Here is an 18,125-nt window from a genome sequence, read left to right on the forward strand (position 1 = left end):
CAAATGGTGAATGCATATTGCCAACGTGCTTGTGCGCGTGATCCCGTGGAAGCATCGATTTCCTGTCAGCCATACGCCAGTACCGGGGGGATGGGGGTGACCAATGGTGTCATGCGCAACTTCTCAAGCCAGGGGTTTTACATTGAGACGAATAAGCAATTTGACTCCGGGACCATCCTGTTTGTCAGGACTACTTGCTGTTTCAACCGGATATGCCCGACCGCTTGCAGACAGCCCCGAACGATTTGCCTGGCGGAAGTGAGATGGCTGCGGCACATTGACGACGGGAATACGCCTCTATACGGGATGGGGGCACGCTATCTCGATTGAGACGATGTATTGGGTCCATTTTACTTGCACCATTACTTTTGATCTGCGATAGTTAATGGAATTATCGTAGACGTTACAGACGGAACTGGGCAGCAACAGGTTTCACGCGGAGCATGACCGGATGTTGATTTCAGCCTTGCCTTTGTTAAACCGTCGCCGATGGCGGTACCAGTGGCGCTACATGCGCGGGAAAACCCCATGGGATGACGGGTCCACGCCTTCTGAAGTGATCGATTTCGTAGCCGTTAAAAAGTGGCGCATGGTACCTGCTGTTTGCCTGGCTGCCCCGGTTTGTCAACGGCAGGCCGTGGGGAATTTCACCGGAAGGGGTTGACCTGTTGCTGGCCAGTCATTTCAGGCGAACCCGGATGACCATCGGTGAGGAAAAAGGGGTCTCTGCGGCCTGGTACTGGTATTGCCGGTGGTGAGCGAGGTGCTTGCCCCCCTGCCGGTCACATTGCCGTAATTACCAACATCGCTCCCACGCCGAGCATGGGAATAAGGGGATTTACTCCAATGCTGGCCCCTAACTATCTTTTAACGCGTTGGACGGTGACAATATTCGAATATGTTCCCAACGACCGAGATCCAATAGATGCGAGTCGCCCGATACGATCAGGATCGTACCATTCACAATGCATTCAAGAAGATGAGCCGGTGGCACTCCGAATAGAAACCCCGAGATGATCACATTGGAATCCAAAACAACGCGAGGTGTCATTTCCGCGATGCCTTTTCCTTTCGATACATTTCGGTCTCTCTCGATACGTCCTCGGGAAGAAATCCTTTATCCTTGGAAATCATTTGACCCATCGAAAAGATGTCGGCCCAATATCGAACCGGCATCTTCAGCAGCGCTTCTCAGGGAACTTGAAACGAAGAGCTGATGTCGGGTCTGTTTGTAGGGAATCCGGACCATCGATGCGATGGTCCGGATTGGGGAAGGGGAAAGAGAGGAATAAGCTCTTCTGAGCTTGCCTGTTGTTTTCAATATACCGGTTAACCCTTACCCCAACATGATTAAAAAATTACCAAACGATCATCTCTTCAATTCAGATGACGGCAATCCATGCATCAATTTATGATCAGGGCCATGAAGGTCTATTCCCCTGTAATCCGGGAAAGATCTCATGGCCTTTTTCTATTGGGCCGCCATTTTTGCACGGGTGAGGACTATCGCGATGAATAAACATGAACTGACTGAAAGATTGCGGGCGGTCACGGGCATTACCAAGCCTCAGGCGCAAAAGGTGGTCGACACCTTTTTCCAATCAATTACCGACTCCCTTGCGGAAGGCGAGCGGGTAGAGGTCCGGGGCTGGTGCAGTTTCTCCGTCAAGGACTACCCCGGCTATATTGGTCGCAATCCGAAAACCGGCGGAAATATTAAGGTCAAGCCCAAGAAACTCCCTTTTTTCAAAGTCGGCAAAGAATTAAAAGATCGGCTCAATGAAAGATAAGGGCGGGGGAAAAAGAGAAAAGAGTGGCGCCTATTCTTGAACTACTCAGCGTGGGAGATCTCTTTTCCGGCTTCAAGATTTCGTTTGGCCAATTTTAAATAGTACCGGCTTTGATCGTCATGCGGGTTTTTATCCAAGGCTTTTGTCAAGTAGGTAACTGCTTTCTCGTTGTTGCCTTGCATTAGATAGGCGGTGCCCAATTCGCTGAGAATAACATCATCATCGGGCGCCAGGGCAAGTGCGGTAGATAGGTTGATCACTGCGCGTTCGGGAGCGCTTCTGCGCAATTCCACCATTCCTAGATATTTGTAAGGGGCGGCCTTTTGCGGCGCCAGGCCGATGGCATTGCTTAAAAGCTGCGCGGATTCATCAAACGATCCGGTTTCGGCAAGCAACAGGCCCAGGGCAGTCAGGGCCGGTTCATTATCCGGGTCAAGCCTGATCGCCGTGTGCAGGCTATCCGCCGCCAGCGTATTCTCTCCACCAGCGATCTGAGCCAGGGCCAGGTTATAATGATCGATGGCCGTGGCATGATCATCGGCCGTGATTTTTTTTTGAATCGCCGTGGCTTGAATTCCGGCACAAGCGGCCTTGAGGTCCGGGCAGTTGAAGATTCCATAGGAAGGCACCAAGACACGCCGACAATAGCCGTCGACGATTTCCCGGTAGCGCAGTTGTTGCCCATTTTCAAGCTGCGGCCAGGGGAGCACATTGAACATGGGCACATTGGCCGAGGCGGCAAATTCCACCAGATCCATCAGGGTTGTGAAATCGTTGTGGCTGTGTAAAAGGCGCTGGGTGTCGGCCGACAACCAGCGCTGGTCGCCGATCATGCGTTCGACATCCCCACTGCCCTGATATAGGGTCCGTGGTGCCGAGAATTCAAGATAGGGGTGGTCGTCCGTATGCAGCCGACCTTTGCCGAAAAGCCGGCTTAAATCCTCGGTCATGATCAAATGGACAAGAAAATCGATACCTGAAAAAGTAACCAACCTGGACTTTTTGGCATAAACCGCGTTGCGCTGGGCCACATCCCAGTTCAATCGTCCGTGATCGTTATTGAACCCCAGCATGAGGTAATCCACGGGCCCCACCTTGATCAAGGAACTGTTGGGAAAAACAGCAGTAAACGTCCGCCCCAACAGAGAAAATGTCTCTTTATCCATTTCATAGGCCTGGATCCACTGGGCGAAAAGTCCGTCGGCGGTCAACCGTTGCCTGACCAACTGAAAAAAGTCCAGGGAGTATAAATTGGCCAGCCCGGCCATCCATGGATTAGAAGGCTCGGAGATAATCACATCGTAGCGCTGCCCGGTCAGGGCCAGATGATTGCGTCCGTCCTGAATCATCAGGCGCGTACGTGGATTTTCCAGGCAGTCATTGTTCCAAGGTTGAAAATAGTTCCGGCAGGCGCTCGCAACCGCTTCATTGATTTCCAGCACATCCAATTGCTTTACCGGATAGAGCAGTATTTCTCCGGCGGTCATGCCGCTGGCAAGCCCCAATAGCATGACCTTCTGGGCATCCGCATGGAACAGCATGGGAATATGTGCCGATAGCGTTTGCGTGGAGCGATCCCCATGGGAGGAGGCATCGGCCTTGCCGCTGTTGAACAGGGCGAATTCCACGGTTCCTAAGCTAGTGGTCTCCCTTTCGACCGTGGTAAATCCGTTGGCGCCCTCACCCTGGAAAACGACATCCAGTCCCTGACGGTGATCGGCAATCCGCCGGGAACCTTGCATCAATGCCTCTCCCCACCCAACGCGGTCCAGTTCCGACCCAAGCGCGTCAAAGTCACGATACCATCCCCGTGACAGCAGGTCGGTGCGCCAGTTCGGGAAAAGGCCGATCAGCATGCATCCGATACCGATCAGCCCCACGATGGCCAACCGGTATCGGCCGCGCCTGTATTTCACGGCGGTTAAGTATAACAGCAGCAGGCCCGACAGGCAAAACTGCAACAAAATGACCAGGCGCAATCCATTCATCTTGCCCACCCACGGAACCAGCACAAACCCGGCCACAAAGGAACCGGCCAGGGCGCCCACGGTATTCAGGGCATAGGCCGTTCCCAGACGACGCCCCATGTCGTCGATCGATTGTACGTAAAGGCGGTTTACCAGGGGGAAGGCCGCTCCCAAAAATAGGGTCGGAGACAACAGCACAGCGAACAGCACCAGGGATTGCATGAGAACAAGATGGGAAAACTGTCCATGGTAGGTATGAATCAACTTGGCGAAAAAGAACTGTCCGTTGCCCAGCAATTGACTCACGGCAAGCGCCGTCATGGCGGCCGCCATCTGCGTCCCGGCCAGCCAACCCAATGCATGGCGTGTCCTGTCCGCCAGGCGGCCGAACAGGATACTGCCTGCGGCCAGGCCAATGATGAAGGTGGCCACCACAAGGCTGAAACAATACGTCGTCGGCCCGGCAATGAGTCCTAACAGACGCGTCCACAAAACTTCGTAAGCCATGGCGCAAAACCCGGAAGCGGCAAAAATCAGCACGCCCCAGTGGATGGGGCCGTCATGGGTATGGTCGGATTGCGGGGCATCGGTTTTCGCTGCTTTTTTTTGGCGCAAAGGTTCCGGTGATGCGCTATCGACAGATAGAAACCGCGAGCATAGAATGCAGGACAGGCCGATTACCCCGTTGATACCGGCAAACAGCAGCAGACTCATGAAAACGCCCAGGCTTTTGATCAGCACGAACCCGCACAATATCACGCCCAGTGCCGCCCCGATTGTGTTAAGGCCATAAAGCCATCCGGTGCGGGCGCCGATATGGTCCAGACGCATCACATAAAATCGGCACAGCACCGGCAGGGTCGCCCCCATGAGTGCGGTGGGCACGATCAAGATGAAAACACAGCCGATAAATGCGGCAAGCGGATAGCACCAGAAGTGGTTCAGGAGTCGATCATAAATGGACTGGTAGATCGGTTGAACCGCTTGGATCAAGAGCGGCACGAGCATGGCGCATAAACCGATGCTGATTTCCATACCGCCGTACAGGGCCAGCAGGGTGCCGCGTCGGGCAAACCGATCGACGATCCGGCCGGACAGATAGCTGCCCAAAGCCAATCCGGCCATGAATACGGAAAGCACCGTGGCCACGGCAAACGGTGCACTGCCGATGATTTTGTCGATCAGCCGCACCCAGATGACTTCATAGACCAGACCGGCGGCACCGGAGAGAAAAAAGCAGCCGGCCACAAAGGCGGAGAGCACTTTCCCGTCAACGGGAATAGATGAACGATGTGATGGAACGGGTTTCAATTGTTAATCAATCCCGCGCCACATAGCCCTCGACGCCATGGCACCAGCCAACGGAAACGGTCAGCTTGCCGCCGACAACCGCCATCGCGCCCAATACAATGAAAAGGGTTCTCATGCGCTTCTCCTTTCAAAACTCAAAGCAACGGTTGGCTTTCGGTATTTGCCGTGCCCCCCACTACAGCCGATTCGTCTTCCGGATGATAACGGCAAGTAAAATACAGGTAGGCCGCAATCCCCAATCCGATAGTGCCGAGACTGAACAGGGCCGTGATCGGCCGACTCTTGATTGAAAAAAATATGATCCATAGGTTGCCCAGGATAAAGAGCAACGGGGTAAATGGGTATCCGAATGTGCGGTAGGATCCTCCGGAAAGTGGAGATTGCCGACGAACGCGCATCAATCCAATGACCGCCAGCATGGCAAACAACGAAAGCGTCAAGCCGATATACAGCAAAAGGCTGTCAAAGGAAGCCGAGACCACCATCATGATGGCAATGGCGGCTTGCAGGAAAATGGATTTGGCCGGAGTGTTTCGATTCGCATCCAGTCTCCCGAAAATTTGAAAAAACAATCGGTCCCTGGACATGGCGTAGTAAATTCTCGGCCCGGTCAGAATCATGGCGCTCAGAACGGACAACAGTCCCAGGGCAACGGCGCCGCTGAACAGCCGGCTGATTCCCCGGCCGAACAGCGATTTCGCCGATTTGGCGCCAATCTCCATTATCCCCTGCATGGCTTCGGGAGATAATGCATATAGGTAGACAACATTCAGCAAGACGTACAAAATCATCACGATCACGGTACCCGCAAACAAAGAGATCGGAATATTTTTTTGCGGATCGACGATCTCGTCTCCCAGATACGCGGCAGCATTCCAACCGCTGTAGGCGAAGGAGACGAAAATCAGGGCCACGGCAAACTTCTCCGACGACCAGGCAGTGGTTGCGGTGACCGCAAAATGGTCGGCGGAGCCGTTGCCCATAAACAATCCGGCACCGATAAACACGACCACCAGAATGATTTTAAACAGCGTCAATCCGTTCTGTACCCGGCTGCCGACATGCAGACTGTGGTAGTGAATCAAGGAAAAGAGCACGATTACGCCAATGGCGGTCAGGGTCAAGGGCGACAAGGTCACCAAAGGAATGCCCGACATCGAGAAAACAAACCCCTCATTGCCCGAGGGAATGGCAAAAGTCTGGAAAAAGTATGTGGCAAAAGCCATGGATGCCGCCGCGATGGGAGCGGAAAACCCGACGATCAGGGAAATCCAGCCGGAGAGAAAACCCACCGGCCGGCCCAGACACTCCTTCAGAAAGACATACTCACCACCGGCCCGGGGAAACCGCGCTCCCAATTCTCCATAGCAAAGGGCGCCGCACAGGGCGAACAGACCGCCACAAATCCAGCACAAGATAAGCGCGCGCGGATCGCCCAGTTCGGCCATGATAAATCCGGAGGTCGTAAAAATACCGGTCCCGACCATGTTGGCAACGACCAAAGCCGTTGCCGAAAACAGACCCAGCTCTCTTTTCAGTCCATTAGACATTTTTAACCGCTATTTCATGAAATCGCCGACATAGACAAGATGCTCGAAAGGAAACTTTTTATCCTTTGTCTGCTCGATGATTGTATTCAGGCGCCCCCTGACGATGTGCTCCTTTTGCTTATACCCGGCGTGAAACACAATGGCGATGGGGGTGTCGACAGGATAATGGGTCTTCAGCTTCTCAACCAACTCATTGAATTGGGTATGCATGGTAAAAATAACCATGGTGGGATGGGCGCCGGCCAATTTGTCGATCTCGCGAAAGGTGGTCAACACCGCTGAATGGCACGCCTTGCCGGACATGATGTCCTTGCCCAGGGCCGCGTTGGCCGCATTGAAGCAGCTCACGCCGGGAATGATTTTCGGATTGAGATCCTTGAATTCCTCAAGATACCAACGGTACGGACCGCCATAAATCATCAGGTCGCCGCTGCCCAAAACCGAAACCGTTTGACCCGCCTCAACCGCGTCACGGATCTGTTTGATCAATTGCGCCCGTGATTCGGCTCTTTTTTGGCATTCTGACCGTGCTTTGGGATCCTTGATGGATGCGCAATCCTTGCGATACCTACGCCAGCCTGCCATGGATGGATCCAGAATCGTCTTGCCTTTCAGGTATTCGACCAACTCGTCCTTGGTCCGGTCCCGGCAGACAATGACATCCGACGCCCTGATGGTATTGATGGCCCTGAGGGTAATCAGATCCGGGTCACCGACACCGAGACTGACCAGATAGAAGTGGTTTTCGGTCTGCTGGTAGGCCAAAGCGGTTGGTGTCATGAACGAAAAGACGAGCGTCAAACCGAAAAGAACAACAAATGCTATTTGGGGTCCGTTGTTTTTCATTCAGTTCTCCTTCGGCAATACGTTGAAGTGCCTCTATTTGGAAACTTCAAAAGTAAACGCCATGTTGTACATATACTCATCACAAGTTGCCGAGTCGGCAAAGGGGCAACGATGGGAAAGCATGATCATCCAGTAGCCGGAATTTTTTAATTGCAACACGGCCTTGCCTTGGGCGTCGGTAGTTGTTTCCACCGGATAATGACTTTTGTGACGCGGAGGCTTCTTTCCATCAGCTGGTGGCTTCGGGGGCGCGCCCTCGGGCTTTGCCGGCGGTTTTTGATGGTGATGGTCCATACCTTGGGGGCCAAAACCGGCGTAGGTTGCCTTTAAAGACGCATCGGCAAGCGGTTTCCCATTGAAAAGGACCTGAACCGCCAATTCATCGCCGGCCTTTATCCCCGATGGGTCGGTAATCGGTATGATCTCGACGCTTTGACCGGCCGCACCACCGAGGTTCTTGGCGCTGCCGCCAGCAATCAGGACGGTTTTGGCCTGGATGTGAAAGTTGGTGCACTTGACGGCGTTTTCCACCGCCTTCTTATTTCCCCATTTGCGGCCTTCGGGCGTCATCGTGAAGAAACCCGGCTTGATCCGGGCGGTGATCAGCCAGGCGCCCGGCTTGTCGATGGCCAGTTGGTATTTCCCCGTTGATATTTTGGTCAGATCAACCGTTCCGCCATTGGGATCGACCGCCTGGATGGCTTCCAGCTGCCCGTCCCGAATCTGCTGATCGACACGGTTGGCCGGATACTTGTGCCCCCAGCCGATGCCGATTTCGACGGTCGTGCCAACCGCTGGGAAGTAATTATCGGGATTGAGCCACAAGTTGTGGGCATGGACGGCACCGCCGAATACAAGCGAACAAAATAGAGTGACCATCAGAACGACGTAGGTTTTTCGCAACATTTCAATTCTCCCTGTTTGCTGTTTTAGGCGATTTTTTTTCGGGCAAGAGTAATTAATGGGCAACGCGCCCTCCATCAGACAAAAAATCGCCCACATAGAGCAGATACTCGAAGGGCAGCCGGCCGGTTCCCACCTGATCCGAAATCGTCCCCAGGGTTCCCTGCATCACCCGCTCCTTTTCAGCATAACCGGCACTGAAAACGATGGCTACCGGTGTGTCTGCATCATAATGGGCGGAAAGGCCGTCAATGAATTTCTTAAACTGCGTGCGCATGGTAAACAGCACCATGGTACTCTGATGGACAGCCATTTCCTCCACCGACCAACCCGAGGCCAGGATTACAGAATGAGAAGTCTTGCCTTCGGTGACGCCGGCCTTGAGGGCCGCATTGGCGGCGTTGAAGCAACTCAGGCCGGGTACTACTTCGGTCTCGATATCGCGCAGTTCGGTCAGCGACCACGAGCAGGGACCGTAAACCAAGGGGTCGCCGCTGTCGAGCATGGCCACGGTTTTGCCCTTGGCCACTGCCGCGCGCACCAGGGCGGCGAATTCTTCCTGCTTTTGGTGATACTCCTCGCAGCTCATGCGCTCCCGTCTTTGATCGCCGGGCCGTACCTTGGCACAGGGCTTTCCGTAAAAGGGAAAAAGACGGTGATAACCGGTGAGAACTTCCTTGCCGGACAAAACGTCCTGGAATTTATCCTTGAGCCGCTGGTGGGCGAAGATCAGATCGGCCGATTCGATTACTTTTTTCCCCCGCAGGGTGATCAAATCAGCGTCGCCGGGCCCTACGCCCACCAAATAGAATTTTCCCTGGGCAGCTGATTGCAATGACAAGCCAGGGTTGAATGCCGCCCGACCCACCGCTTCGCCCACGTAGACGATGGATCGCCATCGATCGATCCCGGAAGTATCGGCGGCAAACCCGCCCACCGTGCCCATGGTGACCTTCTCCTGCCCGACCACACCGGCATGGCTGATAATGGCCGCCGGGGTTTGGGCCGGGTAGGACGCTGAAAGACGCGCAAACAGCGCCTGCATGTCCCGGGGCATGAAAATGACCATGGTGGCGCGTTCATGACCGGCCAGTTGCTCGATGGTATCCCGGCTGCCCTCTTTTTTGAAAGGCGCCGTAAGCATCACTTCTCCCAGGCTGACCTTAAGGGCCGCATTGGCGGCGTTGAACGCGCTAAGCCCGGGAATGACCGTTGGATTGAGTTCTTTCAGTTCCTTCACGGTCCACATATCCGGCCCGTAAATGGTGGGATCGCCGCCGCTCAGCAAGACCACATGCTTGCCCGATGATACGGCGTCCCTTACCATGGCGGCAAATTCCGCCTGCTTGCGGTGGAACTCCTCGCAGCGCATCGGTCCCCTGGGCCTTTTTTTCTCCTGGTCCATCGGGGGCCTGGGTTTCTTTTCCTCCTGGCTGATTTTCTTGCAGTCCCTGCCGTAATAGCGGAACAGAACACCATAGCCGTCCACCACCTGTTTGCCGGAAAAATCGACGTAAGCGGCCAGTTTCTGTTGAGTTTTCGGGTTGCAGAAAACCATATCCGCACGGCAGATGGCCTCCGCCGCTCTCAGGGTCAGCAGATCGCCATCCCCCGGCCCGATCCCCACGACCGTATAGCTTCCGGGTGTTTTTTCTTGGTTGTCTCCGGTCAACGGCGGATTGGCCGCGCACCCGATGACAAACATCCATGCCAGGATCAATAGCAGGCCACCGATCCAGATCCGTTTGCTCGTTTTTTTGCCATTCATGCGATTTTCTCCATATTTTACGGTAAACACCTTGCAATCAACCTACATCCGGAAACTCAAATTGACGCCGAAAGTCCGGTCTGTGGCCGGATACCCCCGGGAATCGTAGTACTCTTCGTCAAAAAGGTTTTTAATGAAGAACTGCAACCGTGCATCCTTTACGTGCCATTTTTCCTGAAACAAGGTCTGTTCCACGGCGAAATTAAATAGGTTGTAGGACGGATTGTCCACCTGGTAATAGGAATAGATGGGATCCCCGTTTTCGTCTTCGCCGATTTCCTCGGAATTCTCCTGGGTTTCCTCGCTTTGATAGTAATAGTCCAGCTTCAGGGCGGTCTTCTCGAAAAGCTGGTAGCGCAGTCCGGCAGTCACCCGATGTTCGGCCTCATCGTCCAGCTCCGTCACGCCGGCCGGCTCATCGCCCTGGTTGTCGAATTTTTGCCAGGCATAGGTCACATAAAACGAGAGATCCTCGAACAAATGCCCGCCCAGACAGAGTTCGATGCCATGACGATAGACCTCCTCGAGATTGATTTTGTAATCGCTGTAATTTTCTTTATCTTCGTAGTAACTGCGGTTGGCGACAATGTAATCCTTGATCTGATAGAAAGAGTAATCGACCATCAAGGAGATATCCCGCCACAGGCGCCGATTGAGCACAAAGTCATACCCGATTCCATGTTCCGGATCCAGCCACACGCCGGACGGCCGGCCTTGGCCATTATATACGCCATGGTAATCCGGTGCATGCCAGATCTTGCTGATGCCCAGCGAAAACGAGGTATCGCGCAGCCAATCGGCAAACGAATCCATCTTCAGTGTGGTATAGGTTTTGGGCACCCATTGGTCCCAGTTTCGTTCGACCCACTCCGGTAGATAGTCAATGTAACTGTTGCTGACCCATATTTTGACATCCTCGTAACGCACCCCCAACTTTGTTTCCAAATAAGGCGTGATGGTCCATTGGTGCTGGAGATAACCCGCCTTTTTGTTGATCCGCTCATCCAGGTCCTCACCATCGTACATCTTGACCATATCAAACCCGACGGTGGTTTCATGGCTGTCCGACCACTTGTAGATATCCTGGATCTTGCCGCCCTTCTGTCGCCAGTTTGTTTTCCAATAGGTTCGTTCCGTTCCAAGGGAATGATCGTCGTCGTCCACCCAATCGTCATAGTCCCGATTGCGATTTTCCATGCTTTTATAGGCGCCCAGGGTCAAGTGTCCGATGGGCAGGTTCTGGAGGTAATTCAGCTTGTAGGACCACGCCTCTTTATCCCAGGTGGGGTCCTGGTAGGGCTCCCATGAGGAATCCGTGACTTCCGGATAGCTGGAATCGTAATCGTCGCCGGTGTTGACCACGGCAACCTGCCGATCGATGTCGGAACGGGAGGCGCTCACATTCACATATCCCTCGTAAGGCAAAAGCAGTCCCAGGCTGCCCGAATACGTTTCGATATCGGTTTCGTTATAGCGCAGATACCCGTCGGTGGTATTCTTCTGGGCGTCAAAGGCATAGGTTACCATGTCAATGGCCCCGTTTACGTTCAACTTGTGGTTCTGGGTATTATATGAGCTGTAACTCGTGCTGAGTCTGACATTCGGCACCAGGCTGTCACGGCGGCGGGGTGCCTGGGTGACGATATTCACCGCTCCGCCGATGCTCTTGCTGTCGTAGAGCGCGGAATGGGGACCGGCGATGATTTCGATTTTTTCAATGGGCAGGGGTGAGAGTAAACTGTAATCTACAATATGCGAGCTTTTGCGACCACCGGTTTTTTGTACGGTCAACCCGTCCACGGCCATCACAAATCGATCGCTGGAAAAGCCGCGCATGGTCATGGTGTCGTCATCGGGCACCAGGTCGGTGTCTCCCCGGAAATCGAAAATGGCCTGGGTCTTGAGCAGGTCCTGGATGTTGCTTTTGTCGCCGATGGCTGAATAATCGTCTACATTTATGGTGGTTTCGCCGGGCTCGACGTAAATGCCTTGGATGCCCCCTTTTTCCGTAACCACGATATCTTCCAGTTTTTTAAGCGCTTCCCCTTCGGATTCGGATGCCTGTTCCGATTGACCGGCAGTTCCGGATTTTGAATCGTCCTGTTGCGCATACACAGGCCAAACGCCACATATGCTGATTACGAAACCAATCAACACCGCCAACGTACTAATCCGTTTCATTTTCCGTTCTCCTCCCTGAATTTTGTAATAACACGGTAACGGGCGAAAACCGGCAATAAAGCATCATGGATTGACGCCAGGGGCGCTTCGGTGTAGAAAATCAGAAGCAGCCCCTTTACCGGGGACGCTAACCTAAAGGCAGCCCATACGTCCTGGCCGGGATGGGGCTGCCTTTTCTCATGTTGTGCCTATCCGTCAACGCTTCCGATTTCCGGAGCGACACGTTAAAATACAACCGAATGAAATACCGTGCCTGTTTTTCTTCTATTCAAACAAAAAAAGCCACAAAAACAGGGCTGATACACCCAAGCCTTCGTGGCTGTGCATATTGTTATGGTGGCTGATTTGTATATGTCGGGATAAAAAACTACAGATCGTCAAGCGAAGAAGCACCTTCATTGCACCAGTAATCGTATACCGCCTGACGAATAACGATTCTTATATCACCCCGGTTCGAGCGTCAAGGAAATAAACGAGGGCCGGCAGGGCAATCGCAAGTAAAATCAAAAACCGGCCGTTCCTGAACACGCACCATTCCTGAAAGTGGGAAAATGCCAAATGCCAAAGCCCAAATGTCAAATGAAGGATGAAATCGATTTTAAAATAGATAGAATACCACCATTTGGCATTTTTCATTTGGTCTTTGACATTCATGGACGCTCTAATTTTGGGAAGAAAAGCAACCCGGAAATCTACATACGATTGCCCTGCGAGGGCCGGTTTTGTTTCCGGGAACCGGTTGCGTTCCGTTTCGCCGTTTTGTCGCTATTAAAAAAACGTTTTCGGCACAAATCATTTGACACCAAAAAATAAGACTAGTAGATGGTCCTATCGCAATAAACTCTCCCGATTGGTATTCGATTCGATCGCCCCTCGAAGACGAGAACTGGAAGAAGAATTGCCTGAAGTTTTTCCTGTGTGGCCTGACATCTGAGCACCTAAGAGGCGGTTTGAAAACCCCATTGGATTCAAGCCATCGTGACTGCTGAAATGGTTGCAATATGAGGCCCGACATCAAAACAGATTCGATGGTGGTGTTTATTGCCCTGACGATGCTGCTTGGCATGACCGGTTGCGCACCCGTGGGACCGGACTATGCCGCACCCGAGATCGCTGTTTCCGGCAACTGGCAGACCACATTCGCTGGGAACGCGCAGCCGGAGCTGCCTGACCCGTCACATCTGGCATGCTGGTGGGCCAATTTCAATGACCCCATCCTTTCCGGATTGATCGAACGCGCCATCGCCGAAGGGCTGGACGTCCAAAATTCCCTGGCCAGATTGCGCGAAGCACGGGCGCGTTACGGCATCAGTGACGCCGCCCTGTTTCCGAACCTTGACCTTTCCGCCGACGCCACCTGGAGCCGCAGTGGCAACGATCCCGCTGGCGACGCCTATGGCAGCGGTCTCGACGCCGGCTGGGAGCTGGATCTGTTCGGCGGCCTCCGGCGTGCCAAAGAGGCGGCCGAAGCCGATTTGCAGGCCGATGCGGCAGATCTGTACGACGTCATGGTGTCGTTGACCGCCGAAGTCGGTCTCGGCTACGTGGATCTGCGCATGGATCAGGCCCGCCTGGCCGTGACCCGCACCAATATCGATTCACAGCAGGAGACCCATGACCTGATACAAGGCCGCTATTCGGTTGGTTTGAGCAACGAACTGGACCTGCAGCAGGCACGCTACAATCTGGAAAGCACCCGCAGCCGGGTCCCCAGCCTGCTCACCAGCATTGTTGCCTCACGCAATCGTCTGGCCGTATTGACCGGCCAGGCGCCGGGGAAGTTGGATCGGCTGTTGGCCGAGCGGCAGCCCCTTCCCGTGGCGCCGGTCACCATTGCCGTGGGGGTCCCCGCCGACATGTTACAGCGTCGCCCGGACATTCGCCGGGCGGAGCGTGAACTGGCCGCCCAGACCGCCCGAATCGGTGAAGCCGAGGCGGAACGCTATCCCCAGATCCGTCTCAGCGGCTCCATTGGCATCGAAGCGAGCAAGCTGGCGGATCTTTTCGAATCCGGCACGCTCTTTTGGAATCATGGCCCGAGAATTTCCTGGCCCATCTTCGATGCCAGCGCCATCCGAAATGCCGTCAACGCCCAGGAAGCATTGCAGGCGCAGGCACGGATTGCCTATGAAAGTGCCGTGCTGGAAGCACTGGAGGAAGTAGAAAATGCGATGACCGCATTCGCCCAGGAGCAGTTGCGGCGATTGCGCCTGGCCGAGGCGGCCGAGGCGGCCGAGTGCGCCGAAAAACTTGCGCGCGGCAAATACATGGCCGGATTGATCGACTTTTCCGAGGTCCTGGAGGCGCAACGGAGCCTGCTTTCCTTCCAGGAGCAACTGGTCGAGAGTGATGGAACCATAACCGCCAACCTGATTCGGCTGTACAAGGCATTGGGCGGCGGTTGGACGCCCGCGATGACAAATAAAGGAATCCCATCCCCGTGAACGATTCGAATTCTCTTCCCGATCCCGAAATCGCTGAAACCCTTGGTCTGGAAGACGGCGGCGGCCGCCGGCACCGTTTCCCGCTGCTGCTGGTTTTCCTTTTTCTCATGGTTGCCGGTGCGGTGTTCTGGATCTGGCGCCATGGGGAAGCACCGAAAGCCCGGACAAAGTATAAAACCGAAGCCTCTCAGCGCGACCACCTGACAGTCAGCGTCACCGCCACCGGTAATCTGGTCCCCACCAACCAGGTTGAGGTGGGCAGCGAGTTGTCCGGCATCGTTGAGCGGGTAAACGTGGATTACAACGATCGTGTCGAGGTGGGCCAGCCGCTGGCGATATTGGATACCACCAAACTGAAGGCCAAGGTGTTGCAGTCAAAAGCATCTCTGGCGTCGGCGCACGCCAAGGTCCTGTCGGCCCGGGCCACGGTGGAGGAGGCCCGCAACCAGGTTGGCCGCCTCGACCGTTTCCGTGAGATCAGCGGCAGCAAGGCGGTATCCCAGAATGACCTGGATGCAGCCAAGGCTGCCTTGACCCGCGCCCGGGCCGATGAGGCGATGGCCGAGGCAGCCGTCGAACTGGCCGCGGCGACGCTGGAGGAGGACAAAACCGATCTCTCCAAGGCGGTGATCGTCTCACCGGTCAACGGCATCGTTCTCTCACGGGATGTCGAGCCGGGACAGACCGTGGCGGCATCGCTACAGGCACCGGTGTTGTTCACATTGGCCGAGGATCTCACCCGCATGGAACTGATTGTGGACGTTGATGAGGCCGATGTGGGGGCCGTCAACGCCGGCCAGGCTGCTGAATTTACCGTGGATGCCTATTCGGATCGTCGTTATCCGGCCCACGTCACGCAGGTGCGTTATGGGGCGAAAACCGTCGATGGCGTGGTCACTTACGCCACGGTTCTGAATGTCGACAATTCGGATTTGAGCCTGCGGCCCGGCATGACGGCAACGGCTGAAATAACCGTTCAGCAGGTGGCGGATGCCCTGCTGATTCCCAATGCCGCCTTACGATTCTCGCCGCCGACCGACGGCCGGGAACGGACCCGCCAAAAGAGCGACCTGATCCAGAGGCTTCTGTCCCGCAGGCCCCGGACAGGCAGCAATCGCCGGCCGTCCTCACGGGGGGATGAACGCCGGAAACGCCATCGCGTCTGGAGGCTGAACGACAATCAACTCTCGCCCGTGTTCATCACTATCGGCGTGACGGACGGCACCCGAACCGTGGTGACCGGAGGGGAACTCGCGCCCGGTGATCATCTTGTGGTTGACTGGATTACGGTGACCCCATGACAGCCGTACCGCTGATTCGGCTGCAGAACGTCACCAAGCGTTACGGCAGGGGCCATGCCACCATAATGGCCCTGAAAGGCATCGATCTCGAAATCGCGGCAGGTGAATTCGTGGCGGTGATGGGACCCAGCGGATCGGGCAAATCCACCTGCATGAATATTCTCGGATGCCTGGATACGCCGAGCGGCGGGCATTTCTACTTTCAGGGGGTCGACGTCGGAACGCTGACTGCCGACCAGCGGACCCTGCTGCGCCGTCACTACCTGGGCTTCGTGTTTCAGGGTTTCAACCTGCTCAACCGGACGTCGGCGCTGGAAAATGTCCAGTTGCCGCTGGTTTACCGCGGTATCCCGGCCGGCAAGCGCCATCGTCAGGCAAAGCACGCATTGGCCTCCGTCGGTTTGGCAGGCTGGGAAGGACACACGCCGTCAGAGCTTTCCGGCGGTCAGCAGCAACGCGTGGCCATTGCCCGGGCATTGGCAACGACGCCCAAGGTCATTTTGGCCGACGAGCCGACGGGAAATCTCGATTCCGCCCGCAGCCGGGAAATCATGGATTTACTCACCGGCCTGAACCGCGAGCGGGGCATCACCATTATTATGGTGACCCATGAGCCGGAGATGGCCGCCTATGCCGGACGGCGGATTCGATTTGCCGATGGGGCAATAAACGAGCGTTGAAGGGTGCCATTATGCTATGGGAAACAATTCTTCTCGCCCAACGTGAAATCCGACGCAATGCGCTGCGTTCTTCGCTGACCATCCTCGGTATCGTGATCGGCGTGGCGTCGGTCATCACCCTGGTTACGCTGGGCGGCGGCGCCACCGCCAAGGTGACGGCGGATATCTCCAAATTGGGCAGCAATCTTCTCCAGGTTCGTCCCGGCCAGCGCCTGCGCGGGCCCGGCGGCACCCGAAGCGGAGCGGACAATTTCGAGATCGCCGATGCCGTTGCCATCGAAAATGAAATTTCCGGTCTGGCAGCAGTGGCCCCGGCCGCAAATTCGAGCACCCAGGCGATTTACGGCAGCACCAACTGGACCACGTCGATTACCGGCAGCACCAACGCGTTCCTGAAAGTGCGCAACTGGCAATTGGACATGGGACGTATTTTTAGCGGTCATGAGCTGCAGGCTGGTGGCGCCGTTTGCATCATTGGCGCAACCGTCCGCAAGGAACTGTTCGGCGCCCAGGATCCTACCGGCGAATCCATCCGGCTGAAGACATTGACATTCAAAGTGATTGGGGTGTTGGGGGTCAAGGGCCAGTCCAATTTCGGTTCCGACCAGGACGATTTTATTCTTATTCCGATGCTTACCTTTCAGCGCCGGATTTCCGGGAACAGGGATGTCAGTACCATCTACCTTTCCGCCCGGGATGGGGTTTCGACTGAGAAAATCAAAGCCGATATCGAAGGTCTGATGCGCCAGCGGCGCCAAATAACGGGAAATAAGGAAGACGACTTTTACGTGCGCGATATGCAGGAGATTATGAGTACCTTGACCGGCACCACCCGGGTTCTGACCACCCTTTTGGGAGCTGTTGCGGCTGTCAGCCTGCTGGTGGGCGGTATCGGCATCATGAACATCATGCTGGTCTCGGTTACCGAACGGACCCGCGAAATCGGCATCCGCCTGGCGATCGGCGCGCTGGCCCGTCAGGTGTTGATGCAGTTTCTCATCGAGGCAGTGGTCCTTTCGGCTTTTGGTGGCCTGGTGGGCATTTCGCTGGGATTGGGGGCTGCCGCCATTGGTGCCCATATCCTGAAAGTCCCGTTTATTTTGAATTCCGGCGTCATCGTTATCGCTTTTCTTTTTTCAGCCATTGTGGGCGTTTTGTTTGGGTATTTTCCGGCCCGGCAGGCGGCCCGGTTGGATCCTATTGACGCCTTGCGCTATGAGTAAAAAGTAAAATCGAGTAAATCAGTCAATGAAAAATGTTTGACAATCCGTTCACCAAAAGGTAGTAAAGCCAAATTACGAAAGGCCGATTAGAAAATCGGCTCATCAATTCTTTCTCCATAATCGACAATTCCACAACACAAGCCAAGAAGGCCCCGACGTTC

Annotated in this window: 12 protein-coding genes; 6 read left to right on the forward strand and 6 right to left on the reverse strand. The window is 55.0% G+C overall.

All coding sequences use genetic code 11. The features are described 5' to 3' along the window. Positions 1-3 precede the first annotated feature (3 nt). Both GN112_RS35260 and GN112_RS13520 read left to right on the forward strand, forming a co-directional pair. Positions 4-330 (forward strand): PilZ domain-containing protein, encoded by a 327-nt coding sequence (locus GN112_RS35260; protein ID WP_414736126.1) that lies wholly within the window; start codon positions 4-6, stop codon positions 328-330. A gap of 1,130 nt (positions 331-1,460) precedes the next feature. Then, positions 1,461-1,790, forward strand: a complete 330-nt coding sequence (locus GN112_RS13520; protein ID WP_331457528.1) for an HU family DNA-binding protein — start codon at positions 1,461-1,463, stop codon at positions 1,788-1,790. Positions 1,791-1,831: 41 nt separating this feature from the next. Here the strand turns inward: GN112_RS13520 and GN112_RS13525 are convergent, their stop codons facing one another. The 6 genes from GN112_RS13525 to GN112_RS13550 form a co-directional block, all read right to left on the reverse strand. After that, the gene (locus GN112_RS13525; protein WP_155310708.1) at positions 1,832-5,068 is read right to left on the reverse strand and encodes a fused MFS/spermidine synthase; all 3,237 of its coding nucleotides are present in this window, start codon (positions 5,066-5,068) and stop codon (positions 1,832-1,834) included. A 134-nt stretch (positions 5,069-5,202) separates the two neighbouring features. Continuing rightward, a complete protein-coding gene (locus GN112_RS13530) occupies positions 5,203-6,618 on the reverse strand; it encodes an APC family permease (RefSeq protein WP_155310709.1) in 1,416 nt (471 codons plus the stop codon). 9 nt (positions 6,619-6,627) lie between these two features. Further along, a complete protein-coding gene (locus tag GN112_RS13535; protein WP_155310710.1) occupies positions 6,628-7,464 on the reverse strand; it encodes an SAM-dependent methyltransferase in 837 nt (278 codons plus the stop codon). A 33-nt stretch (positions 7,465-7,497) separates the two neighbouring features. Next, on the reverse strand, positions 7,498-8,370 hold the full coding sequence (locus tag GN112_RS13540; protein ID WP_162458921.1) for a DUF4198 domain-containing protein: 873 nt from the start codon (positions 8,368-8,370) through the stop codon (positions 7,498-7,500). 52 nt (positions 8,371-8,422) lie between these two features. After that, a complete protein-coding gene (locus GN112_RS13545) occupies positions 8,423-10,135 on the reverse strand; it encodes an SAM-dependent methyltransferase (protein ID WP_174247660.1) in 1,713 nt (570 codons plus the stop codon). Between the two features lie 42 nt (positions 10,136-10,177). Then, entirely contained in the window at positions 10,178-12,316 is a 2,139-nt protein-coding gene (locus GN112_RS13550) for a TonB-dependent receptor (RefSeq protein WP_155310712.1), read from the reverse strand. Positions 12,317-13,317: 1,001 nt separating this feature from the next. On the opposite strand from GN112_RS13550, the gene GN112_RS13555 reads away from it, so the two are divergent. Genes GN112_RS13555 through GN112_RS13570 form a run of 4 tightly spaced genes read left to right on the forward strand, consistent with a single transcriptional unit; the run spans position 13,318 to position 17,964 of the window. Then, positions 13,318-14,760 carry an efflux transporter outer membrane subunit gene (locus tag GN112_RS13555; protein ID WP_155310713.1) on the forward strand — a complete coding sequence of 481 codons (1,443 nt, stop codon included), beginning with the start codon at positions 13,318-13,320 and terminating at the stop codon, positions 14,758-14,760. Continuing rightward, entirely contained in the window at positions 14,757-16,061 is a 1,305-nt protein-coding gene (locus tag GN112_RS13560) for an efflux RND transporter periplasmic adaptor subunit (protein WP_155310714.1), read from the forward strand. Before GN112_RS13555 ends, GN112_RS13560 begins: the two co-directional genes overlap by 4 nt. Further along, positions 16,058-16,741 carry an ABC transporter ATP-binding protein gene (locus GN112_RS13565; protein WP_155310715.1) on the forward strand — a complete coding sequence of 228 codons (684 nt, stop codon included), beginning with the start codon at positions 16,058-16,060 and terminating at the stop codon, positions 16,739-16,741. Before GN112_RS13560 ends, GN112_RS13565 begins: the two co-directional genes overlap by 4 nt. A gap of 11 nt (positions 16,742-16,752) precedes the next feature. Then, a complete protein-coding gene (locus tag GN112_RS13570; protein ID WP_155310716.1) occupies positions 16,753-17,964 on the forward strand; it encodes an ABC transporter permease in 1,212 nt (403 codons plus the stop codon). Positions 17,965-18,125: the final 161 nt, after the last annotated feature.

Source organism: Desulfosarcina ovata subsp. ovata (assembly GCF_009689005.1).
GTDB lineage: Bacteria > Desulfobacterota > Desulfobacteria > Desulfobacterales > Desulfosarcinaceae > Desulfosarcina > Desulfosarcina ovata.

What these genes read in the sequence shown, in the direction of transcription:
- GN112_RS35260 (WP_414736126.1), top strand. Translation starts at nt 4, where the DNA reads ATGGTGAATGCATATTGCCAACGTGCTTGTGCGCGTGATCCCGTGGAA.
- GN112_RS13520 (WP_331457528.1), top strand. Translation starts at nt 1,461, where the DNA reads ATGGCCTTTTTCTATTGGGCCGCCATTTTTGCACGGGTGAGGACTATC.
- GN112_RS13530 (WP_155310709.1), bottom strand. Translation starts at nt 6,618, where the DNA reads ATGTCTAATGGACTGAAAAGAGAGCTGGGTCTGTTTTCGGCAACGGCT.
- GN112_RS13535 (WP_155310710.1), bottom strand. Translation starts at nt 7,464, where the DNA reads ATGAAAAACAACGGACCCCAAATAGCATTTGTTGTTCTTTTCGGTTTG.
- GN112_RS13540 (WP_162458921.1), bottom strand. Translation starts at nt 8,370, where the DNA reads ATGTTGCGAAAAACCTACGTCGTTCTGATGGTCACTCTATTTTGTTCG.
- GN112_RS13545 (WP_174247660.1), bottom strand. Translation starts at nt 10,135, where the DNA reads ATGAATGGCAAAAAAACGAGCAAACGGATCTGGATCGGTGGCCTGCTA.
- GN112_RS13550 (WP_155310712.1), bottom strand. Translation starts at nt 12,316, where the DNA reads ATGAAACGGATTAGTACGTTGGCGGTGTTGATTGGTTTCGTAATCAGC.
- GN112_RS13555 (WP_155310713.1), top strand. Translation starts at nt 13,318, where the DNA reads ATGAGGCCCGACATCAAAACAGATTCGATGGTGGTGTTTATTGCCCTG.
- GN112_RS13565 (WP_155310715.1), top strand. Translation starts at nt 16,058, where the DNA reads ATGACAGCCGTACCGCTGATTCGGCTGCAGAACGTCACCAAGCGTTAC.
- GN112_RS13570 (WP_155310716.1), top strand. Translation starts at nt 16,753, where the DNA reads ATGCTATGGGAAACAATTCTTCTCGCCCAACGTGAAATCCGACGCAAT.